General features: G+C 57.0%; 20 protein-coding genes. 10 read left to right on the top strand and 10 right to left on the bottom strand.

Features of this window, described 5'->3' with window-relative positions:
- Positions 1 to 69 precede the first annotated feature (69 nt).
- Complete coding sequence (locus WFM49_RS17690) at positions 70 to 936, top strand: aminoglycoside phosphotransferase family protein (RefSeq protein WP_324588113.1); 867 nt, start codon at positions 70 to 72, stop codon at positions 934 to 936.
- Here the strand turns inward: WFM49_RS17690 and WFM49_RS17685 are convergent.
- From WFM49_RS17685 to WFM49_RS17665, 5 genes are all read right to left on the bottom strand, one after another.
- Positions 928 to 1,338 (bottom strand): DUF1697 domain-containing protein, encoded by a 411-nt coding sequence (locus tag WFM49_RS17685; protein WP_336974657.1) that lies wholly within the window; start codon positions 1,336 to 1,338, stop codon positions 928 to 930. The two genes, WFM49_RS17690 and WFM49_RS17685, sit on opposite strands and share 9 nt — an antisense overlap.
- A gap of 320 nt (positions 1,339 to 1,658) precedes the next feature.
- On the bottom strand, positions 1,659 to 3,077 hold the full coding sequence (gene iaaH / locus WFM49_RS17680) for an indoleacetamide hydrolase (RefSeq protein WP_009454808.1): 1,419 nt from the start codon (positions 3,075 to 3,077) through the stop codon (positions 1,659 to 1,661).
- Between the two features lie 122 nt (positions 3,078 to 3,199).
- Positions 3,200 to 4,345 carry a GGDEF domain-containing protein gene (locus WFM49_RS17675; protein WP_009454810.1) on the bottom strand — a complete coding sequence of 382 codons (1,146 nt, stop codon included), beginning with the start codon at positions 4,343 to 4,345 and terminating at the stop codon, positions 3,200 to 3,202.
- Between the two features lie 132 nt (positions 4,346 to 4,477).
- A complete protein-coding gene (locus WFM49_RS17670; protein ID WP_009454811.1) occupies positions 4,478 to 4,678 on the bottom strand; it encodes a hypothetical protein in 201 nt (66 codons plus the stop codon).
- Between the two features lie 515 nt (positions 4,679 to 5,193).
- A complete protein-coding gene (locus WFM49_RS17665; protein ID WP_336974649.1) occupies positions 5,194 to 5,895 on the bottom strand; it encodes a pirin family protein in 702 nt (233 codons plus the stop codon).
- 97 nt (positions 5,896 to 5,992) lie between these two features.
- Between WFM49_RS17665 and WFM49_RS17660 the strand changes: the two genes are divergently transcribed.
- From WFM49_RS17660 to WFM49_RS17645, 4 genes are all read left to right on the top strand, one after another.
- Complete coding sequence (locus WFM49_RS17660; RefSeq protein WP_336974647.1) at positions 5,993 to 6,910, top strand: LysR substrate-binding domain-containing protein; 918 nt, start codon at positions 5,993 to 5,995, stop codon at positions 6,908 to 6,910.
- Positions 6,911 to 6,971: 61 nt separating this feature from the next.
- Positions 6,972 to 7,439, top strand: coding sequence for a nuclear transport factor 2 family protein (locus tag WFM49_RS17655; protein ID WP_060186612.1), 468 nt, complete (start codon positions 6,972 to 6,974; stop codon positions 7,437 to 7,439).
- A 261-nt stretch (positions 7,440 to 7,700) separates the two neighbouring features.
- Positions 7,701 to 8,687, top strand: a complete 987-nt coding sequence (locus tag WFM49_RS17650; RefSeq protein WP_250756037.1) for a phosphate acetyltransferase — start codon at positions 7,701 to 7,703, stop codon at positions 8,685 to 8,687.
- Positions 8,687 to 9,874, top strand: coding sequence for an acetate/propionate family kinase (locus WFM49_RS17645; RefSeq protein WP_250756036.1), 1,188 nt, complete (start codon positions 8,687 to 8,689; stop codon positions 9,872 to 9,874). Before WFM49_RS17650 ends, WFM49_RS17645 begins: the two co-directional genes overlap by 1 nt.
- 29 nt (positions 9,875 to 9,903) lie before the next feature.
- Here WFM49_RS17645 and WFM49_RS17640 read toward each other — a convergent pair whose 3' ends face one another.
- Positions 9,904 to 10,809 carry a LysR family transcriptional regulator gene (locus WFM49_RS17640; protein ID WP_009454819.1) on the bottom strand — a complete coding sequence of 302 codons (906 nt, stop codon included), beginning with the start codon at positions 10,807 to 10,809 and terminating at the stop codon, positions 9,904 to 9,906.
- Positions 10,810 to 11,053: 244 nt separating this feature from the next.
- On the opposite strand from WFM49_RS17640, the gene hglS reads away from it, so the two are divergent.
- The 4 genes from hglS (at position 11,054) to WFM49_RS17620 (ending at position 16,901) form a co-directional block, all read left to right on the top strand.
- Complete coding sequence (gene hglS / locus WFM49_RS17635; protein ID WP_031232389.1) at positions 11,054 to 12,442, top strand: 2-oxoadipate dioxygenase/decarboxylase HglS; 1,389 nt, start codon at positions 11,054 to 11,056, stop codon at positions 12,440 to 12,442.
- Positions 12,439 to 13,743, top strand: coding sequence for an NAD(P)/FAD-dependent oxidoreductase (locus tag WFM49_RS17630; protein ID WP_336974644.1), 1,305 nt, complete (start codon positions 12,439 to 12,441; stop codon positions 13,741 to 13,743). Before hglS ends, WFM49_RS17630 begins: the two co-directional genes overlap by 4 nt.
- Before the next feature lie 70 nt (positions 13,744 to 13,813).
- Complete coding sequence (gene amaB, locus WFM49_RS17625) at positions 13,814 to 15,343, top strand: L-piperidine-6-carboxylate dehydrogenase (protein WP_152978308.1); 1,530 nt, start codon at positions 13,814 to 13,816, stop codon at positions 15,341 to 15,343.
- Between the two features lie 154 nt (positions 15,344 to 15,497).
- Positions 15,498 to 16,901, top strand: a complete 1,404-nt coding sequence (locus WFM49_RS17620; RefSeq protein ID WP_254498886.1) for an amino acid permease — start codon at positions 15,498 to 15,500, stop codon at positions 16,899 to 16,901.
- 48 nt (positions 16,902 to 16,949) lie between these two features.
- Here WFM49_RS17620 and WFM49_RS17615 read toward each other — a convergent pair whose 3' ends face one another.
- The 4 genes from WFM49_RS17615 to WFM49_RS17600 all read right to left on the bottom strand — a co-directional run bounded on the left by WFM49_RS17615 (position 16,950) and on the right by WFM49_RS17600 (position 20,987).
- A complete protein-coding gene (locus WFM49_RS17615; protein ID WP_009454831.1) occupies positions 16,950 to 18,251 on the bottom strand; it encodes a sulfate adenylyltransferase subunit 1 in 1,302 nt (433 codons plus the stop codon).
- The gene (gene cysD, locus WFM49_RS17610) at positions 18,251 to 19,162 is read right to left on the bottom strand and encodes a sulfate adenylyltransferase subunit CysD (RefSeq protein ID WP_009454833.1); all 912 of its coding nucleotides are present in this window, start codon (positions 19,160 to 19,162) and stop codon (positions 18,251 to 18,253) included. The genes WFM49_RS17615 and cysD overlap by 1 nt, the downstream gene beginning before the upstream one ends.
- 9 nt (positions 19,163 to 19,171) lie before the next feature.
- Positions 19,172 to 19,909, bottom strand: coding sequence for a phosphoadenylyl-sulfate reductase (locus WFM49_RS17605; RefSeq protein WP_336974641.1), 738 nt, complete (start codon positions 19,907 to 19,909; stop codon positions 19,172 to 19,174).
- A gap of 187 nt (positions 19,910 to 20,096) precedes the next feature.
- On the bottom strand, positions 20,097 to 20,987 hold the full coding sequence (locus WFM49_RS17600) for a DMT family transporter (RefSeq protein WP_026485485.1): 891 nt from the start codon (positions 20,985 to 20,987) through the stop codon (positions 20,097 to 20,099).
- Positions 20,988 to 21,139: 152 nt separating this feature from the next.
- Here WFM49_RS17600 and WFM49_RS17595 point away from each other — a divergent pair, with 152 nt between their 5' ends.
- Complete coding sequence (locus tag WFM49_RS17595; protein WP_336974638.1) at positions 21,140 to 22,576, top strand: aminotransferase-like domain-containing protein; 1,437 nt, start codon at positions 21,140 to 21,142, stop codon at positions 22,574 to 22,576.
- Positions 22,577 to 22,673: the final 97 nt, after the last annotated feature.

The following is a 22,673-nucleotide window of genomic DNA, read 5'->3' as shown; positions in this document are numbered from 1 at the left end:
GGCAAGCTCAGTTAAGCTGGGCGCTTTCGATCATGAGCGGTCGGGCATGATCGAACGCCAGGCTTTCTTTTGTCTAAAGAGATTTCCACGAAAACCAGCGCAATGTCCAACTTCAACCTATTCAATGTCTTTCTCCAACGCTGGGGGGCTCAGGCCGCTGGCAAGCCTTTCAGCACTGCGACCAGCGATCTGATGCCCGTGCGGCTGACCGGAAAGTTGGAGGGGCAGCCGGCGATGATCAAAATCACACGAGATCTTGATGAGCGTATCGGCGGCCAAGTGCTGCAATGGTGGGCTGGCGATGGCGCGGCGCATGTATATGCGCTGGACCCAGGCTCTGGAGCGTTGCTGATGGAGCGTGCAACGGGCTCCAGGGACTTATTGCGCATGGCTTTAGAAGGAGAAGATGATGCAGCGACGACCTGTATCTGCCGTGCCCTTGAACAATTGCATTCAAACCGACCTTCGGCCCCACCTGACAATTTGCGCCCCCTGAGCGATTTTTTTGAATCGCTGGCACCGATGGCGCAGCAAGAGGGCGGTCTGATGGCTGAATGCGCACTAGTGGCCAATGAGCTGCTGCGAGATCAGCGTGATCAGGTCGTTCTGCACGGGGATGCGCACCATAGCAACATTCTTGATTTCGATCAGCGTGGATGGCTGGCAATAGATCCCAAGCGCGTCACTGGTGAGCGCTATTACGACTACGTAAATGTGCTGTGCAACCCTGATCTTAAAACGAGCACTGATCCAGCGCGCTTTGCACGGCAGTTGTCGGTAGTCATCGAGGTTGCAGGACTGGAGCGTCAACGCTTGCTCAGATGGGTGATGGCGCATGCGGCCTTGTCAGCTGCCTGGTTTCTGGAGGATGGATTGCGCACCGAGGCCAATAAAGAGTTGGCCGTTGCAGATCTGGCTCGACAGGCCTTAGCTTGAGGGGTTCATCATTATTTCATTACCCGTACTCAAGGCGATCAGCTTGCTCATGGTGGTGAAGTTGCGTGTCGTCGCAACGACCTTGAGCTTTCTCTCGATGAAATTATTGTTGGCTTTCAGGTCTCGATACCGGGTTGCGCACACTATATAGACGATGTCATCAATGATGCGGACCTGATCCGGTGCGTGCTCCAGGGCGTGGAAGGCATGGAGTAAGGCGCTGTCTGCTGGGGAGCGCAGCAGGGTGAAATATAGCTGGCTGGGGCTTTCGTCCTTGAAAGGATTGTTCGCCATCACCCGCATGAAATAAGCCGGTGTTCGGGCGATAACCTGAATATCTCCGCCCAGCTTGTTCTTGCCGGTAGGCATGAGGCCGCGCAATAAAAGAATCTGTGTATTCATGGTGTGTGCTGGCCGTGCGGGCGGGAGTTTCAGTGCGCCATTTTATGCTGTGTTAAAAAACAGTAGTGAGTTTGGTTTTCAAGGCTCGTCAGTCTGCTCTGTGTGAGCATCACGGCTGGTTGGTGCAGATGTTGCGTCGGCGGTTTGGCGGTAATACGGACCCGGGCGCATGACGCCTTCGTGAGGAGCCTCATCAAAAAAACAGGCCGATTTCCCTAGGAATTCGGCCTGTTTCTTGTTGGGCTGATGGCATTTGAATGTGGCGAATTATTCAGCCTGGTGCAGTAGCCTGCAGATTGCTTAATCCGTCTTTACGTCGTTTATGCCCGTTTGCTCAAATCCGGTGCCGGTGTCGTTGGCAGCAAAGGATCAATCGCCCGGCAAAGAGCCAGCAACTGATCATCTGCACCGATACCCGCTTCAATCAGCATCCCCACCGGCAAACCGCCCGACAGACCGATAGGCAGGGAAATGCCCGGTGCGCCCAGGTTCGAACCCAAGTCGGTACGCGAGATGTAGGTGTTGAAGGTAGGCACTGCCTTGCCGTTCATCATGGTGCTTTCATCATCGCCAATCGGGCAGGCGGTCAGCGGGCTGGTCGGGAAGATCAAGCCACTGACATTGGACTGGCGCAGCAGGTCCGCATAGGCCTGTTGCATCAGGGGGCGGTCTACATTCAGCGCTTCTTCGTAGGCTTCCTGGCTGATGGTGTAGTCGCCCGTAATGGCGTCGAAAATCTCTTTCACATCGGGGCTGTGAATGCCCGCAATCAACTCGTCCAAGCTAATGTCGTACTTGTTTTCGGCCAGGTACAAAGGCAGGTTCTGCAAGGTTTCATACAGCACAATCGGCATGCCGACGCGGGCATTGATCTTCAGAACCGGAGACAGGTCTACATCGACCAGCGTGACACCGGCTTTTTGCAAATCATCCAGAAATGCCAGGGTCACGTCGGCCACACCGGCATCCATATCCTTCCAGAAGCTGTCACGGGGTACGCCCAGACGTAGTTCCTTCAAGGAAGGAGTGGCAATCACAGTAGGGGCCTTCTGGCAGAGCAGGCTGTCCAGCAAGCTGATGTCAGCCAGACTGCGAGTCATGGGGCCTGCTGTATCGCGTGTAGGGGACAAGGGCACAATGCCCTGGCCCGAATAACGGCCCACTGTAGGACGGAAACCGTACAGGCCGCAAAGCGCGGCAGGTAAACGCACCGAAGCGCCCGTATCCGTGCCCAAGCCAGCTGGAAACTGACGAGCTGCCACAACCGTTGCAGTGCCACCGGAAGAGCCGCCGGGAATACGACTTGGATCATAAGGGTTGCGACTGGGGCCCGTAGTGGCGTTATTGGTCGTAATCCCAAAAGCCAGTTCGTGCATCACGGACTTGGCGGGCAGCACGGCACCGGCCTTGCGCAATTGTGCGACTACATCTGCATCTTTCAGCGGCACGCGACCTTGCAGGGCGCCGGTGCTGGACGTGGTGGGCATGTCCGTGGTGTTCAGGTTGTCTTTCATCACCAAAGGCACGCCGTCCAGCGCCAAGGCTTCGCCACGGGCGCGGCGTGCGTCAGACTGATCGGCCTGTTGGTAAAACAGCGCTGAATCCAAATGTGCCAGACCGCCCAAATGGGCCATTTCTTGTGATTGCTTGAGCAGCTCGTCGGCAATCTCACGGGCGCTGAACTGGCTTTTTTCCAGACCTGCCAGCAGTTCGCTGGCGCTAAGTTCGGTAAGTGACATGGGGTCTCCTGGGGAGGCGTGAACGCCCCCGGCTTTTGCTGTGATAGTCCTATCAATCAGCCTCTAACGGGGCTGTCTTGAAAAAAGAGACTGTAAGGGTATCAGCAAGCAGGAGGAATAACTCAGGACGCCTTCCAAACGACCTTGTTGCGGCCAGCATGCTTGGCTTCGTACAAAAGCCGGTCAGCTTGCTCAATGGCCTGCTTGATGTCGCCATTGCTGTTTAGCTGAACCACACCGAAACTGGCCGTCAGCGTATGCGCCGTGGCGGGGATATGCAGATTCATCACACTGCTGCGCAAACGCTCGGCAACCAGCACGGCGGTATGCAAGCTGGTACTGCGTATCAGCAAGACAAACTCCTCGCCCCCAAAGCGGGCTGCCAAATCGTCCTGGCGAACCGTGCGAGCCAGTAAGGCCCCGAACTCCTTCAAGGCCCGATCGCCCGCTGCATGGCCCCAGGTGTCATTGACCATCTTGAAGTGGTCCAGATCGCACGTCATGACCGCCCAACCACTATGACCATACAGCTCCAGGCGTTTTTTAACCTGCTCGAAAAATGCACGACGATTCAACAAACGGGTTAAAGGGTCCCGGCTGCGCTCATGATCCAGCGTCTGCACAATCGACATGGCGGTGCTGGTCAAAATAGCCAGCGCTACCCAGATGCTGATGAACATATTGGTTGCCAGCATCAAGAGCCATAAACCGGACCTGGTCAGCTCTGGCTGCATCTCGTGAGGGATCAACGTGGCCAGCGCAAATACACGAACAAAGGCATAGAGCAAGGCCGTCAGGTAAGAGGCCCGCAACAGCGTTGCCAAAGGAATCGTGCGTGACCTGCCGGACAAGATCGACTTGATGGGCAAAGCAACCAACAAGGCCAGGCCCCAGTTCAGAATTTGTAAACGCAGCCAGAGATCATCATCAATCTGGGAAAAATAAAAAAGCAGCCCCAGCGTGACGAGGACGATTGCCCCAGCCAATCTGGGATGAGCACGTCCGCCAAAACGCAAAGCGACCCCATGAGACAAGGCCCAGACACCATATAAATACATAGCCGACAAGGGCAGAGTCCAGCGGGCGAGTTGCTCATTGGGCATCAGGCTATGGATCCCCATAGGAATAGCCGTGGAGATATACCCCGAGGCAATCCAGAGCAGGTAACGGTGATCGCGTAGACGGCTCCAGCAGTAAATCATCGCGATGCCCAGCAATGCCGCGCAGGCAGGGACGATCAGAACGAAATACTGGTTCGGAGAGGACACGGTGTGTTCGCGTGCATTAAGAAGAGTTGAAAACTGGCGTTACAACAATTGTAACGATATTGCTGCAGGGCAGACGCTTATCGATTGAGAACAAACAGTTTAATCAGAGAAAAGAGGAAGTTTTGATCTGCTTTATGAGCCGGTTTCCGTTAAGGGAAGGCTGCGCAGAATGAGAAGGACAGACAAGGGGAAGGATTGTTTACCTAAGCTAAACAAAAAATCAGGAATACTTTTCAAAACCACACCGAAAACAGACAGTTGAGACAGCCCACCTCCAACTGTATTTTTCATGGCAGGAAATTGAGCCACGAAAAATACCCCTGAATCCATCATCAATTAGCTCATAGAGCGGCATTACAGTTACGTTTCGCCCTCAAATTGCTCACGATGCCAGCCACTTGGAGCCCTGCCTGGGTGTCGGGGCGATTCGGAGGACTTGCCGCGGTCAGGAGATAGCGTAGGGGTGCAAGCGCCCTGTTGTTTGACCGGGGCGCTTGTGGTTCGTCCGGGGGACGAACCACCCCGGGAGTTCAGGGTGCGCCCGTAGCTATCTCCTGACAAGGGCACCGGTGCGCAGCACCGGCAAGTGCTCAGCCCGGACACCCAGGCAGGGCTCCAAGTGGCGTCTTTCTGCCAAGGTGGAGTACTGAACAAACAACATTACGCCAGCAAACGGCAAGGCAACCCAAGCGTTCTATTGGGTTGTTTAATTTCCGAGCTGACATATGACCTTAAAAAGACATATATCTTCTCTTACCTGCGTTTATTTTCAGAGCACCAGAACAGCAAAAAGAAGCGGGGGAGCGCTCAAACGGCCTCCCCCCATCTTCAAAACAGCCCGTCCGCAATTACTGCGCCGTCTCAACCAGCACCAGCTCAGCATCCTCCAGCGCCTGAACTTCCAGCGTCGTTTCATTGCGAATCGCCGCCCCATCACGGGCATTCAACTCCAGACCATTTACCGAAACCCGCCCTGTGGCAGGCACCAGATAAGCCAGATGCTCGGCAGGCAAAGACAGAGTCGTGCTTTGACCTTTCTTCAAGGTCGCTCCCAGCACACGGGCCTGGGCACGAATCGGCAAAGCTTCTGCGTCACCTTCAAAACCACTGGCCAGGGCCACAAACTGCCCCGAACGCTCATCCTTGGGGAAAGGCTTGGCACCCCAGGCTGGCGGTAAACCACGACGCTCTGGCTGAATCCAGATCTGGAAGATGCGTGTCGTACCATTTTCCAGGTTGTACTCCGCATGGCGAATACCTGTGCCGGCACTCATCACCTGCACATCACCGGCTTCAGTACGACCCTTATTGCCCAAACTGTCCTGGTGGCTGATCGCCCCTTCACGCACATACGTAATGATCTCCATATCGGCATGATCGTGAGGTGGAAACCCGGTGTTGGACGCAATCGTGTCGTCATTCCAGACACGCAGGGCGCCCCAGCTCATACGAGCGGGATCGTAGTAATTAGCAAAAGAAAAATGGTGTTTGGCGTCCAGCCAGCCGTGGTTGGCGCCGCCCAGTTCATTAAAAGGCCGATGTTCAATCATGATGCGCTCCTTAATATTGGATACTAAAAAGAATTCTAGGCGTCTTGTTGATTGAATAAAATAGAATCAATAGCATAGAATTCATTCCAAAAACGACATGAAAACATTACCGGATCTACAAGCCTGGGCCATCTTTGCTACTGTGGCGGAAACCGGCTCCTTTGCCCAGGCAGCCGGAGTTCTGGGCCTGTCACAACCTACCGTCTCCAAGGCAATCACCCGGCTGGAAAAACAGCTGCAAGTGTCCCTGTTCCACCGTACCTCCCGACGCCTGTCCCTGACAGAAACCGGGCAGGCCAGCCTGGAACAGGCCCAAGCCGTTCTGGCTGCCGGACAGAACGCGGAAGCCCTGGCACGCGACCAGAAAGAAAGCCTGCAGGGACGTATCAAGATTGCTGCCCCCATGTCCTTCGGGCTGGAGCATCTGGCCCCTTTACTGCCCGCTTTCATGGAAAAGCACCCGGCCGTGCTGCTGGATCTGCACTTTAACGACGCTCAGGTCAACATCGTGGAACAAGGTTTCGACATGGCCTTGCGTATCTCGACCATGGATGATTCCAGCCTTCTGGTGCGCCGTCTGTGCAATTTGCGCCTGCGGCTGGTTGCCGCCCCCAGTTACCTGGCCAAGTACGGCAGACCCTCACACCCCAGCGACCTGGCTCAGCACATGAGCCTGCGCTACGCCTACGAGCGACGCGGCAGTGTCTGGCGCTTTCAGCAAGGGCAGGAGTATTACTCCCAAACCGTGCCCTGTGCTTTGCAAGTCAACAATGCCCAGGCCCTGATCCCACCCTTGCTTGAGGGCCTGGGGCTTAGCGTGCTGCCTCAATTCCTGCTGGGCGATATGGTCGAGCAAGGCCAGTTGGAAATCGTGTTACCGCAATGGGATTTGCCCAGCCTGACCTTGCATCTGCTGACGCCTCCGGGCCGCTCGCGCTCGGCTCGTGTGCAAGCTTTTATCGATTTTCTGGTCGCGGGATTTGAACGGGCAGCCTGGGCCGATACCGGCCAGTAAGAGACTGCTTACGTTTTGCCGCTAGACTGTCTGGTCCACGCTTGTTTTCTAGGAGATCACTATGGATACACGTCCTCCCTTGCCACCTTTCGATCTGGAGAGTGCCCGCCAGAAAGTGCGTGCCGCCGAGGATGCCTGGAATAGTCGTGACCCGGTCAAGGTTTCGCAGGCATATACCGTGGATACGCGCTGGCGCAATCGCAGCGAGTTTCCGCAGGGTCGAGATCAGGTTCAATCTTTTTTAGAACGCAAATGGCAAAAAGAGCGTGAATACCGCTTGATTAAAGAAATCTGGGCCTGGCATGAAAATAGAATTGCCGTGCGCTTTGCTTATGAATGGCAAGATGAATACGGTCAGTGGTGGCGCAGTTACGGAAATGAAAATTGGGAATTTGACGAGCATGGCTATATGGCGGTGCGCCATGCCAGCATTAATGATGTGGCAATTACAGAATCCGAACGCAAGTTCCGTTGGCCCTTGGGGCGGCGCCCCGATGAGCATCCGGGTTTGAGTGATCTTGGCCTTTAATTAAACCTGGGTGGCCGATCCTGGATACGCTCAGATTGCGGTGGTTCGGGACGAATACGCCACCACAGAAATAAAAATCCGGTTTGCATTTGGCTAAACCGGATTTTTTTTAATATTTAATCTTTATGTTTCATTCTTCATGGTCTGGAAAGAATAAAGGGCGAAATATTGAAGTTTCCCTGTTCGCAATCAAAGACACACGCTTGGATAAATGGTTTAGTGTTGGGTTAGCCTTCGTTCATCTCCAAGGAGTCTTCTATCATGAATCACCCTGCTGGCCCGGATACGGCCGCCGTGGATCGCACTGGGCCTTCCAGTCATTATTCCCGATTGATCGAGCAAGCTCGCAAAGAGCACAGTCGAATTTGTGTGGTGGCTCATCCCTGCGATGATGTGTCCCTTGGAGCCGCCTTGCAGGCACGGGCCCAAGGCCTGTTCGAGATCGTGCTGGTTGGCCCGCAGGCCCGTTTGCATTCCGTAGCGGCAGAGCATGGTTTAAGCCTGGAAGGGGTCACCTTGATTGATACCCCCCACAGCCATGCCTCGGCAGAGCGAGCCGTCGAGGAAGTGCTGGCCGGACGTGCCCAGTTGCTGATGAAAGGCAGCCTGCATACGGATGAACTGATTCAGGCCGTGCTGTGCACCCAGGGCAAGGGCTTGCGGACTGGTCGCCGTTTGAGTCATGTTTTCATCATGGATGTGCCCAGCTATCCGGAGCCCTTGTTTGTGACGGACGGTGCCATCAATATTTTCCCCGATCTGAGCACCAAGGCGGATATTGTGCAAAACGCCATTGATCTGCACCACGGCCTGGGCTTGGGCATACCGTTGGTCGCCATCCTGTCTGCGGTCGAACAAGTGACCGAAAAAATCCCGACCACGCTGGAAGCGGCGGCCTTGTGCAAGATGGCTGATCGCGGCCAGATTACGGGCGGTGTGCTGGACGGCCCCTTGGCGCTGGATAACGCTATCAGCCCCGAGGCGGCGCGCATCAAAGGAATTGTGTCGCCCGTTGCGGGCAAGGCGCAGATTCTGGTGGCCCCTGATCTGGAGGCCGGCAATATGCTGGCCAAAAACCTGACCTTCCTGTCCGGCGCCCAGGCTGCCGGTATCGTGATGGGGGCTCGTGTGCCTATCATTTTGACCAGCCGAGCCGATAGCGCCCAGACCCGCATGGCCTCTTGTGCCGTTGCCAGCCTTTACGCGGGCTATCTGGAACGCAAAGTTGCTGTGGAGGCTGCGCACTAATGAGCGAGCAGATTCTGGTCATTAACGCAGGCAGCTCCAGCCTGAAGTTTCATATGTACAAGGTCCAGCCGGGCGACCAGCTGGATTTTGAGTTTGGCGGTCAGGTTTCGGGCATTGGCAGTAGCCAGCCAGCCTTCAAAGTTAAAGATGCCCAGGGCCAATCCATGGTCAAGCAGGACCTGGATGGCGAGCAGGCCAAGGACCTGCATACAGCTCAGGCGTTGGTGGCGCGCTGGCTGCTGGAGCATGTGGATGGTCGACCTATTGCCGTTGGCCACCGTATCGTGCACGGGGGCGCCCGCTACGACAGCAGCGTACCCTTGACCCCGCAGGTGCTGGAGTATCTGGACAGCCTGTCACCTTTGGCACCACTGCATCAGCAGAACAATCTGGCTCCTGTTCGCGTGATCTTCGAGCACTACCCGGAAATCTTCCAGGTAGCGTGTCTGGATACGGCCTTCCATCAAGGACATGCCCCGCATTTGCAGCACTTTGCATTGCCTGGTCGGTTCTTTGAACAGGGCGTGCGCCGCTACGGTTTCCACGGCCTCTCCTATCACTATATTTCCCAGCACCTGCGTCGCGAAATTCCCGAACTGGCTGACGGGCGCGTCGTCGTTGCTCACCTGGGCTCAGGTGCATCGGCTTGCGCCTTGCAAGAAGGCCGCAGCGTTCATACCACCATGGGCTTTACGGCGCTGGACGGCTTGCCTATGGGGACTCGTCCGGGGCGTCTGGATGCCGGTGTCGTGCTGTGGATGCTGGAGCAGGGAATGGAGCACGATGAGATCCAGTCCGTGCTCTACACCCAATCCGGGCTGAAAGGCTTGTCCGGCGATCAAGCGGATATGCGAGCGCTGGAGGCTTCCGATGACCCTCGTGCCAAGCTGGCGGTGCAGTACTTCTGCTATCACACGGCAGAGAATCTGGCGGGCTTGTGCGTGGCCTTGAAGGGGCTGGACACCTTGGTGTTCACGGCGGGGATTGGCGAGCACAGCCCGTCTATTCGGGCAGGCATCGCCAGGCACCTGGAGTGGATGGGGGTGGAGATTGATCCGGTTCGCAATCAGGCAGGGGAAACCGTCATTTCGACAGGCGACAGTCGGGTCAAGGTCCTGGTCATTCCCACCAACGAAGAGCGGGTCATAGCCGAGCAGTCTCTCGCCTTGGTGAGGAAAAAGTCATAGCGCTACCGTGGCGGTTTGAAGCCCCGGCCTCAGTCCGGGGCGCGTTCCCGCGTTATTTCCGCTTGTAGCCATTGTCGAAATGCGATCAATGGTGGGTAGTCGCAGCGTCCCGTCGGACAGGCCAGGTAGTAAGCCTCCGTGTTCAGGCAGGGCGAGTCCAGAGCCAGAACCAAGTCTCCGCGACTGAGCTCCTGTTTGAACAGAAATGTGGGCAGTAAGGCAATCCCAAGGTTGGAAATAGCTGCTTGTGTAATCAGCGCAAACTGGTCAAGCAGCATGCCGTGAATATGCACGTTCTCCACGCCGTTGGCGTTGAACCAACGCTCCCAGGCATCGGGCCTTGAGACCAGATGCAGTAAAGGTGCCTTGAGCAAGTCAGCTGCTGTCTGGAACTGATAGTGCTCGCGAAGGGCGGAACTGCAGGCAGGTACCACGGTTTCTGACATCAGAAAATCCAGATTCGCCCCCGGCCAGTCGGGCAGGCCGTAATGGATGGCGGCATCCACATTTTCCATTTGAAAGTCAAACGGTTGCAGGCGCGTCAGCAGGTTAATGGTGATGCCGGGGTATGCAGCCACAAACTCTGGCAGCCGGGGGGCAAGCCAACGAGTCCCGAACGTGGGCAGGATGGCCAGGTTCAGCGTTCCGCCATGCGGATTGGCTTTGAACCCCAGGGTGGCGTTGGCAATGCGTCGAAGAGCATCGCTTAGCTCTTGGGCGTAAGTGCTACCCGCCTGAGTCAAACGAACCGTCTGGCGTTCTCTGACGAAAAGTTCCGCGCCCAATATTTCTTCCAGCAGTCTGATCTGTCTGCTGACGGCGCTTTGGGTCAGATTCAGCTCGCCCGCTGCTGCCGTGAAGCTGCCCAGCCGTGCGGCGGCTTCAAAGGCAATCAGGACGTGCATGGGAGGAAGAAAACGTTTGGGAATGGACATGCTGGTTTGCTAAGGGAAAACGTTTAGTCATTCTATTTAGGAATGACTTGAGTTGGAATCATCGTTTGACCCCTCTTGCCACTGCTCACAGAATGAGGTGCAAGTTTGCTAAGTATTTCAGGCTTATAAGATGACGGGCTTCCGCTGGCTGTGGTGTGAAGGAGTGCATACGAGTACACGGAAGTGATTCATTAATGGACTGACCTTGCCTTGTCGACAGGTCATGCAATTTGCTGGCGGTTCTATGGACACCTCTGTTTTTGTTTCTAAGGACGAAATCCGTTCCCGTTTCTCAGGCGCCATGTCGGCCATGTATCAGCAGGAGGTGCCACAGTACGGGGCCTTGTTGAGCCTGGTGCACGAGATCAATGCCAGTGTGCTCAAGCATGACCCAGCATTACGCAGCGCCTTGCAGCAGCAGTCGGAGCTGACCCGTCTGGATGTGGAGCGCCATGGCGCCATTCGGGTTGGTACAGCGGCGGAGCTCAAAGGGATTGCAAAGATTTTTGCTGTCATGGGTATGTATCCCGTTGGTTATTACGATCTGTCGGTGGCGGGTGTACCCGTCCACTCCACCGCGTTTCGCCCTGTGGACGACCATGCGTTACAAACCAATCCCTTCCGGGTGTTCACCTCTCTGCTCAGACTGGAGCTGATAGAGGATGCGAATCTGCGAGCGCAGGCAGCTGCAATCTTATCGCAACGGACTATTTTTCCCTCAGGGTTGCTGGAGTTGGCGGAACAGGCGCACATGTCTGGTGGCCTGACCGAACTGCAGGTCACGGAGTTTGTGGCTGCCGCCACCACTGTTTTTCGCTGGCATCGCCAGGCGACTGTCGATCAGGACACGTATCGCAAGTTGCATGAGGCCCATCGTCTGGTGGCCGATATTGTTTGTTTCAAGGGCCCCCATATCAATCACCTGACTCCCAGAACCCTGGATATTGATGCGGTACAAGAGGCCATGCCCCAATGGGGGATCCCTGCCAAAGAACTGATTGAAGGCCCACCGCGCAGGCGCCATCCCATCTTGTTGCGCCAAACCAGTTTCAAAGCCTTGGAGGAAGAGATTGAGTTTGCCGGTCAAGCCAGGGTAGGGTCTCATACCGCACGTTTTGGTGAGATAGAGCAACGTGGCGTGGCTTTGACCCAGGCGGGCCGGGCACTTTATGACTCCTTGTTGGCTCAAGCCAGAGATGCCGGGCAGCAAGCCGCTACTACACAGACGTATGCCGAACGTCTCCAGCACGTGTTTGCTCAGTTTCCAGATGACAGCGATGAAATGTACGAGCGTGGGCTGGCTTTTTTTCGGTTTGAACCACGGGATCCCGCTATCTGGCAGCAGGAACTGGCTGCCGGCCGGCCCTGGAACCTGCCTGATTTGATCAAGCGCGGCGTAGTCGCATTGACCCCCATTACTTACGAGGATTTTCTGCCAGTTAGCGCGGCGGGGATTTTCCAGTCCAACTTGGGGGATGCTGAACAGAGAAACTATGTATCGCAAGCGGCTCGGTCTGAGTTTGAACGCGATCTGGGTGGCCCCGTGTTGGATGAAATTGAACTTTACCGCGCTGCTCAGATGCGTTCCGAGCACGCCTTGCAGCAACGTTTTCTGGCGGAGTCGAGGTCATGAACGCGGACGGGCGCAGCCATGGACTCTGGCAGGCATCAGCTCCAGCCCCTCTGGTCTGCGAGCGTTTACAAGGCCAAGTCCAAGCGGATGTTGCGGTTATTGGCGCTGGGTTTACCGGCTTGTCCGCGGCCCTGCATCTGGCACAGGCTGGAGCGCGGGTAGTGGTCCTGGAAGGGGCGCAGATCGGCTTTGGCGGATCGGGACGAAATGTGGGGCTGGTCAATGCTGGCTTGTGGCTTGAGCCAGAGACGCTGCTCAAAACATTGGGTTCTTATTACGGGGACCGCCTATTGCACTTGTTAAGCGGGGCGCCGGCTGCTGTGTATGAATTGGTAGCCCAACACCGGATTGATTGTCAGGCCGTGCAGAATGGTACTTTGCACTGCGCGGTCGGCGCGGGTGGCCTTCGCAACATCCGGAAGCGTTGGCAGCAATGGCAAGCTCTCGGGGCGCCGGTGGAGTTGCTCGATCACACACAGGCTACGGCGGCAACGGGAACCACCGCCTATGCGGGTGCCTTGCTGGACCGACGCGCGGGCACGCTCCAGCCTTTAGCCTATGTTCGAGGACTGGCGCGGGCAGCGATCACGGCGGGGGCCCGCATTTGCGAGCAAAGTGCCGTCAGGCGGGTTGAGGATGGTCGCACGCACTGGGTGTTGCAAACGCAGGATGGGGAGGTGCTGGCACCTTGGGTCATTGTGGCGACCAATGCCTATACCAGCGATATCTGGCCAGCCTTGCCCGCAGAACTGGTGCGTCTGCCTTATTTCAATGTGGCCACGCAACCGCTGGATACTGCACTGCGCGCCCAGATTTTGCCGGGGGGGCAGGGTGCGTGGGATACGCGTTCGGTTTTGTCCTCGTACCGCTTCGATCAAGCCGGTCGCCTGGTGTTTGGCAGTGTGGGGGCATTGCGCGGACGCGGACAAGCAATACATAAGGCGTGGGCGCAACGCGCATTGCAGCACTTGTTTCCGGCCTTGAAGCACGTGCAGTTTGATTATGAATGGTATGGCTGGATAGGCATGACGTCTGATGCCGTACCCCGCCTGCATCAACTGGGGCGACAGGTCTTGTCATTTAGCGGCTACAACGGGCGTGGCATTGCTCCTGGAACGGTCTTTGGACGTGAGCTGGCGCATCTGGTTCTGGGGCGGATCAAGGTGGAAGAGCTGCCTTTACCTCTGTCTCCGCTCAAGTCGGTCCCATGCAAGTCTGGGAAGGAGGCAGTTTATGAATATGGCGCACAGTTGGCGCATCTTGTCGGTGCCCGCAGCCCCCAGGGGCGGCGTCGGTCTTGAGGACAGACTTTTTTAAGGAATGGGCGTGTTTCTGAAAGCCGATATTCCGCATTTTTTATAGGGTACAGGTATGACTTACACAAGCATGACGCAGACAAGCGAACTGGCACATTCCACCCTGGCCCAATTGGGTGTGACGGCTGCGCTGGATGTTCAAGGGGGAATGTCGGTGCGCTCGCCTATCGACGGGGGCATTCTGGCCCATCTGCGGCCTCACAGCAGCGAGGAGCTTAGCAAGGCGATTGCTCGTGCCCATGATGCCTGGCAGGTGTGGCGTACCGTGCCTGCGCCGGCACGAGGTGAGCTGGTTCGACTGCTGGGCCAGGAGCTGCGGGCCCAGAAGCAGGCTTTGGGCCAGTTGATTTCCCTGGAGGCTGGAAAGATTACGAGTGAGGGCTTGGGTGAAGTCCAGGAAATGATTGATATCTGCGACTTTGCGGTGGGTTTGTCCCGACAGCTCTACGGTTTGACAATTGCCTCTGAGCGGCCTGGTCATCGCATGCTGGAAACCTGGCATCCATTGGGAGTGGTCGGGGTGATCACCGCTTTTAATTTTCCCATGGCGGTGTGGGCCTGGAATACTGCGCTGGCCTTGGTGTGTGGCGATGCCGTGATTTGGAAGCCCTCCGAAAAAACACCCTTGTCCGCCCTGGCGTGCCAGGCTGTCTTTGAGCGGGCAATGGCGCGGTATGAGGCCGGGCCGGCGCACCTGAGCCAAGTGCTGATTGGTGGGCGCGAAGCCGGAGAGCTACTGGTTGATGATCCCCGGGTGGCGCTGGTGTCGGCCACCGGCAGCACACGGATGGGTCGGGAAGTGGGGCCTCGTGTGGCGCGTCGTTTCGGGCGCGTTTTGCTGGAACTGGGGGGCAATAATGCCGTTATTGTCACGCCTAATGCGGATCTGGATCTGGCGGTCCGGGGGATTGTCTTTGCGGCGGTCGGGACGGCGGGGCAGCGCTGTACAAGTACACGACGCTTGATTGTGCATCGTAGTGTCAGTGAGCAACTGGTAGAACGGCTCAAGCAGGTGTATGGCAAGCTCAGGATTGGCAATCCGTTGCAGGAAGGAACGCTGCTGGGACCTTTAGTCGATCGGGCCTCTTTTGAGGCGATGCAGACCGCACTGGATGCGGCGCGTGCTCAAGGGGGGCGGGTTAGCGGTGGAGAGCGGGTGCTGGAGGATGAGTTCGCATCGGCCTATTACGTCAGACCAGCCATCGTGGAAATGGACAGCCAGACCGATACGGTACGGCAGGAAACCTTCGCACCTATTTTGTATGTGCTGCGCTATGAGAACCTGTCCGAGGCACTGGCGCTGCAAAACGATGTTCCGCAAGGCCTGTCGTCCGCCATTTTCAGTAATGATTTGCGTGAAACTGAGGAGTTTCTGTCGGCCAGCGGTTCGGACTGCGGTATCGCCAACGTCAATATTGGTACTTCCGGGGCGGAGATCGGTGGCGCCTTTGGTGGGGACAAGGAAACCGGCGGGGGGCGCGAGTCCGGTTCCGATGCCTGGCGTGCCTATATGCGCCGGGCGACCAATACCATCAACTACTCCCGAGAATTGCCATTGGCTCAGGGGGTGAAGTTTGACCTTTGACGCTGCCTGAGCGTTCGGACGGAGGGTCCTAGCCGATGATCGGCCGGGCCTGGCTGTTGGGTGACGTGCGCCTATAGCAAGCGAAGCATATCGTCGGGGCGCCCCGGGCGGGTCAGAACTGCCCCGCCATTGAATAAAAAGCGAGGAGACAATAATGACCATGCCTGAACAGGCAGGCCAGGGTGCGCTCGCGCACGGCCTGAACTCAAGACAGATGTCCATGATCTCTATCGCGGGGATCATTGGTGCCGGACTGTTCATTGGATCAGCCAATGCCATCGCGAAGACCGGGCCGGCAGCGGTACTGTCCTATATCTTGACGGGAGCATTGGTGCTGCTGGTCATGCGGATGTTGGGCGAGATGGCTGTCGCCAATCCTGATAGTGGCTCATTTTCCACCTATGCCGCGCGGGCGATCGGGCCCTGGGCGGGATTTTCCATTGGCTGGCTGTATTGGTGGTTCTGGGGCTTGATCATTCCCGTTGAAGCCATTGCCGGGGCCTATATCTTGCATCAATGGATGCCGGGTATCCCTTCGTGGCAGTTTTCCATTGTCATCATGGTCGCCTTGTCGATGACCAATCTGTTTAGTGTCAAGAATTTTGGCGAGTTTGAGTTCTGGTTTGCCTTGATCAAGGTGCTGGCCATTATTGTGTTCATTGTGGCCTGTCTCTGCGCCCTGACCGGCTTCTGGCCCTGGGTTGACGGGGGGAAGGTGCCGATGATTCCCGTGTTCAGCAACTTCGCGCCGCAAGGCATGGGCGCCGTGCTGGCGGGTATCCTGATTACGATGTTTTCATTTTTTGGGGCGGAGATCGTGACGATTGCCGCCGCCGAAACTGATAACCCGCAGGAAAAGATACGTAAGGCGACCAATCTGGTGGTCTACCGTATTTCCCTGTTTTATGTGTTGTCGATTTCCTTGATTGTGCTGATCGTCGGTTACGACGATCCCAGGCTGATGCAGGTAGGGTCATTTCAGCGCACGCTGGAAGTTCTTCGCTTGCCTGGGGCTAAGCTAGTTGTGGATGTAGTGGTACTGATTGCGGTGACTTCCTGCATGAACTCCGGCTTGTATACGGCCTCTCGAATGATTTATTCCCTGTCCGTCCGTGGTGATGCTCCTGCTTGTATTGCCAGGGTATCGTCCAAAGGTGTGCCTTATAACGCCGTACTTGTATCGACCTTGGCCGGTTTTGCAGGCTGCCTGGTGAACTATCTCTTGCCTGGACAGGTGTTTTCGTTCTTGCTATCCACAACGGGTGCGATTGCCCTGATCGTTTATTTGGTGATTGCTGTGTCCCAGCTACTGTCGCGTCGCCAGGCAGAAAACTCAGGCATAGATTTGCCATTCAAGATGTGGTTTTTCCCCTGGCTGACTTATCTGTCCATCGTGCTGATCTTGGCGGTGCTGGTGTATATGGCGATGGTGGAGGCGTACCGCTATCAGTTAGCCATGACTTTGGGTGTGAGCGCGTGTATTGTGCTGGCGGCATTAATGAGGCTCAGGCGCAGTTCAGCACGGGGCCGGTCTGTCAGGCAGCAAGAGGCGTCGTGATCTTATACGGTGCCTGCGGCAAGACGTGGGTCTGCCGCAGGCTGTTCTTTATACGCGCTTCTGGACCAGACCAGCAGCCACGGTCTGGTTCGTGCTGGGGTCAATCAGGATGAAAGAGCCCGTGCTGGAATGATCCTGATAATCGTCCAGCACCAGTGGGTCACGGCTGACCAGGCTGACACGGCCAATATCATTCAGGGATAAGCTGCCAGTGGCTTGCTGCTCTTGCAGGCTATGTACATCGCGCAAGGCATGAACGGCTTGCACCTTGGCTTGGGTAAGGCGCGTGCCTTGCTTTAACCAGTAAGAGCGGGTGGTGTTCAAGGCCTGCTCGTCCAGCCAGCACAGCTGCGCATCAAAGTGTTTGCTGGTGCTTACCTCTTCATGGGCCAGTGTCAGCAAATCGCCCCGTGAAATGTCCAGTTCACGATCCAGCGCCACAGTCACGGCGTCCCCGTCGCTGACAGATGTTTGTTCCGTACCCGCGCGAAACAGCTGTGTGATCACCGCCGTTTTTCCGCTAGGCCATACCTGAACGCTATCGCCCACCTGGATACGGCCGCCACTGAGCTGACCGGCGTAGCCACGGAAGCCATCAGCACGGCTGCCGCCATGACGCGCCACCCATTGCACAAACAAACGGGCAGGGCGCTGAATGTTCTCGCGCAGATCCAGCGATTCCAGCAAAGGCAGCAGTGGCAAACCTTGATACCAAGGCGTGTGTGGCGAAGCCCGGGTGATGTTCTCGCCCTTCAGGGCCGAGAGCGGAATGATGTGAAAGTGCTCAATCCCCAGCTGGGTAGCCAGTTGGCGATAGGCTTCATGGATACGGTCGAACACGGCTTGGTCCCAATCGACCAGGTCCATCTTGTTCACCGCCACCACGATATGGCGCAGGCCCAGCAATTTGGCAACCGTGCTGTGGCGCTTGGTCTGGGTCAGCAGTTCACCGTCCTTGGCGCGGTGCGCATCGATCAGAATAATGGCGGCCTGGGCGGTGGAGGCCCCCGTAATCATGTTGCGGGTGTACTGCTCGTGACCGGGGGTATCGGCCACGATGAATTTGCGTTTGGGGGTCGCGAAGTAGCGATAGGCCACGTCAATCGTGATGCCTTGTTCGCGCTCGGCTTCCAGGCCGTCGGTCAGCAGGGCCAGATCGGGTTCGGCGTCCTCGCCACGCTTGTATTTGGAGCGCTGGATGGCCGCAATCTGGTCGGCAAACACGCCCTGGCTGTCTACCAGCAAGCGGCCAATCAAGGTGGATTTTCCGTCGTCCACGGAGCCAGCGGTAATCAGACGCAGCACGCCTTGATCGGCAGCCTGCAGCCAGGCGTCATTGACTGTGTTCATTAGAAATATCCTTGTTTCTTGCGGTGTTCCATGGAGGCTTCGGACGTCTGGTCATCCATGCGGGTGGCGCCACGCTCGGTAATGGTGGCCAAGGCGGTTTCAGCAATAATGTCTTGCACGGACGCGGCGGTAGAGAGCACCGGGCAGGTGCAGGAAATATCGCCTACGGTGCGGAAACGCACATCGCGCCATTCAGAGGTTTCCCCATCCAGCAAGGGAGTCAATGGCGTGATGGGTACGATCAGCCCCTGACGCTCCACCACTTCGCGCGAGTGGGTGTAGTAGATGGATGGCAGATCAATGGCCTCACGCTGGATGTATTGCCACACGTCCAGCTCGGTCCAGTTGGAAATCGGGAAGACGCGCAGGTTCTCGCCCTTGTGAATACGGGTATTGAACAAGTGCCACAGCTCGGGGCGTTGCGCTTTGGGGTCCCATTGGCCGAATTCGTCGCGAAAAGACACGATGCGCTCTTTGGCGCGGGCTTTTTCCTCGTCACGGCGGGCGCCACCGAAACAGGCATCAAAGCCAAATTCGGCAATCGCTTCCAGCAAGGTGACGGCTTGGGCCCCGTTGCGGCTGGCGGTTTCATTGCGCAGCACCACGGTGCCGCGCGCGATGGAATCCTCCACGCTGCGCACAATCAGTTCGGCGTTCAGCTCGGCGGCGCGGCGATCCCGAAATTCGATCACTTCCGGGTAGTTGTGGCCGGTGTCCACATGCATCAAGGGAAACGGCAGCGGGCCGGGCGCAAAGGCTTTCTGGGCCAATTGCAGCAGCACGGCGGAGTCCTTGCCGCCGGAGAACAGCAGCACGGGTTTTTCAGCTTCAGCCGCGATTTCACGCAGAATAAAAATGGCCTCGGCTTCCAGCCAGTCCAGATGAGTACGGGTAGAGAGTGGTTCGCCCATGGGGTTCCTTCAGGTGTTGACACTGCTATTCAGATTGCTGGCATGCAGGCCGCATTCCAGGCTGTCGCGCTGTTCCCACCACCAGCGCCCGGCGCGCACGTCCTCACCGGGGCGAATGGCGCGCGTACAGGGCTCGCAACCTATGGAGGGGTAGCCCTGGTCGTGCAGCGGGTTGTAGGGGATGCTCAAGCCACGGATCACGGCCCAGACATCGTCCTGAGTCCATTCGATCAAGGGATTGAATTTCTGCAGCCCAAAGACGCTGTCGTATTCCTTGCTGGACAGTTCGGTGCGGCTGGCTGTTTGTTCGCGGCGCTGACCGGTAATCCAGGCTGATCGGCCTTGCAAGGCACGACGCAGTGGCTCCACCTTACGGATCGCGCAGCATTCTTTGCGCAGCTCCACGCTTTCGTAAAAAGCATGTGTGCCATGCGCGCTGACGTGTTCCTGCACCCGGTCCGGATTCGGGTGAAAAAACAGGATGGGGCGTTCGTAGTGCTGCTGGATGTCGCGGCCCAATTGCAAGGTCTCTTCGTGCAGACGACCGGTATCCAGGGTGACAGTTTGCAACTCGGGGGTGTAGATGGACATGGCGTGAAACAGCACCATGTCTTCCGCAGCCAGAGAACTGGCCAGAACGGCATCCGTGTGTTCGCGCGCGATGTATTGCAGATCGTCGCGCAGCTGTTTCCACAGCATTAGTGGCCGGGCGCTCAGGGCAAGCGCGGCAGGGGCTTGGGCGGGCATGATCAGATGTCCTTGCGGCAATACCAGTACCGGCCCTGCTCAAAACGGAGTCACGTGGGCCGCGCTATCGCCTTTACATGGTTCATGAAGTGATGAGCCAGTGTGCTTGCGCGAGCCCTCGCTGGGAACGAAGTATTAGTTAGGTGAATATGCCCTTGCTGTATTTAGCCGCCTTGTCATTGTGTTTTCAGGCCCGTCGGCTGGCGGCAATAATGGCGATGATGACGATGCAGGACAGCCAGGTCAGCAAGTCCACTTGCTCGCTTAACCATACCGCTGAAATCAGCACGGTCAGGAAGGGTTGGGCCAGTTGTACCTGACCAATACGGGCCACACCACCCATGGCCATGGCCTTGTACCAGGGGAAGAAACCCAGCAAGGAAGAGAACAGGGCCAGGTAGAGCAGAGCCATGACAGATTGGGAAGAGGGCATTTCTGTCATGGGAAAAGTCAGCCACAAGGTGGCAGGAATGGTCAGCGGCAAGCTGGCTGCCAGGCACCAGCAGATGGTGCGCCAGCCCCCCAGGGTACGGGCAACACGCCCCCCTTCGGCATAGCCTACGCCAGACATGAATACCGCCAGAGCCAACCAGATATCGCCGGTTTGCAGGGCGCCTTCACCGATATAGAAAGCGTAGAGCAGCACCAGTACGGCACCCAGCAGGCTCAGCATCCAGAAGCGGCGGCTCAAGGGTTCACCGCTGCGGGCGGAGGCAACAATGGCGGTGGCCAAAGGAATCAGCCCGCTCAATACGGCCCCGTGCGAGGAAGGCACGGTCTGCATGGCAATCGAGGAAAACACGGGCCAGCCTACGATTACACCCGTACAGGACAGGGCAATCCCGCGCCATTCCGACGCAGTGGGGCGACGGCTGCGGGTTGCCAGCAAGATGATGGCCGCAAACACCCCCGCGATACTGGCTCGTGCCATTCCGACCAGCCAAGGGTCAAAGCTTTGTACCGCCAGCCGTGTCATGGGCAAGGTGAAGGCAAAGACGGTAACCCCGATAAAAGCGTAGAGATAGATCAGCAATGCTGGGGCGGTACTGGGCATGGGAAGACTGGTGCTGCGGCTCATGAAAATCACCACGGATGAGAAATAGGTTTATCACAGCTTTGAGCTTAAAATAAATAAACAATACAGTTGCGATACAGTTCATCAATCAGTCGGTCAAGCTGTACTGGTCAAACTTCCGCTACAGTCGGTTTTCTCGCTTGGAGCTCAGCATCATGGAATGGTTGGATTGGCAGCCCGTGCGCGGTTCGGACGTGACACTTAGTGATCAACTGGTCGCCTGGGTGCAGCAGGCCCTGCATTTGAGGTATCGGGGCGGCAGTCGCTTACCCTCTGTGCGCCGGTTGGCGCAGTCTGCCGGGGTCAGTACGCATACTGTTGTGGCCGCGTACGACAAGTTGATGGCCTTGGGCTTGGTGGAGTCCCGGCCCGGTTCCGGTTTCTTTGTGCGTGTGCGCAGCCCTCGACGCCTGCGTTCCGAATCCCTGCATGTAGAAAAGAATGAGCCGCGCAAAATAGATGTGAACTGGATGTTGAACAGTTTCATGGGGCATAGCGACAGCGCGGGCATTCCCAGTCAGTGGCTGGATAACGAGATGATTCTGGCGGCCTTGCGGCAGGTCAGCCGTAGCGCCGGCTCCAACTTGCTGGGCTATGGGCATTCGCATGGCTACCGGCCCTTGCGTCAGCACATTGCGGGACAGCTGGAAGATAGCGGCATACAGGCAGATCCTGATACGCAGCTTTTATTGTGCAGTGGTGTTACGCAGGCGCTGGATTTGCTTCTGCGTCATTGGTTGCGGCCCGGTGATGCGGTTGTTGTGGAAGATCCGGCCTGGTATCTCTTGTTTGCTCGTCTGGCGGTGGTGGATGTGCGAGTGCTGAGTGTGCCACGCCGCGCAGATGGCCCGGACCTGGCGGTACTAGAGCAGTTGGCGCGCGAGCATCGTCCACGTCTGGTTATTTTGAATACCGTGGTGCATAACCCCACCGGCTTTAGCTTGAGTCCGGCGGTGGCGCACAGCATTCTGACTTTGGCCCAGGCCTGGGACTTTCACATTATTGAAGACGACACCTATAGCGAGCTGCACGCCAATCCTGCCTGCCGTCTAGCGCAATTGGATCAACTGAACCGGGTGACGTTGGTGGGGGGCTATTCCAAAGTCATGGCAGCTGGTTTGCGGGTGGCTTATATGGCAGCAGCTCCTGAACTGCTGCAGTCTTTGGTGAATCTGAAAATGCTGGCAGGGCTGACTTCGCCGGAGCTGGGGGAGCGGGTCATTCATCGGGTGCTGGTAGATGGCCCCTATCGCAAACACCTGGATCGGCTGCGCCGTCACGCCGATGCCGACAGGCATAAAACCCTGGAGCAATTGGCGCATGTAGGTCTGGCGCCGGACGCACCACCCCAGGCGGGCATGTTTGTCTGGGTGGATACGGGTGTGGATACGGAAAGTCTGGTGCGTGCTTTGGGGCGACCAGGGCATTTATTGGTGCCGGGGGCCTTGTTTTCCCCGCAACAGCAACCATCTACATATATGCGTATTAATGTTTCTTTAGGCGACGATGCGCAGTTTTGGCAGGATTTTGCCCGTTGTTTGGTCAGCGCCAAGCAGTCCTCCAACCCCATGCCCAGCGAAGTAGCCTTATAGCTTGAACGCTGATAGTTGCACTGTCATCCAGCTCTGTTAGCATAAGTCTGTGCGACGCATAGAAAGAAGTTTTTATGCGAAGCGCGATAGCTAATAG

Origin of the sequence: Alcaligenes sp. PF14, from assembly GCF_037150615.1 — a bacterium.
In the GTDB taxonomy this organism is placed as follows: Bacteria; Pseudomonadota; Gammaproteobacteria; order Burkholderiales; family Burkholderiaceae_B; genus Alcaligenes; species Alcaligenes phenolicus.
Note: the sequence above shows the minus strand (reverse complement) of the source record. Positions and strands in the feature narration are given on the sequence as shown.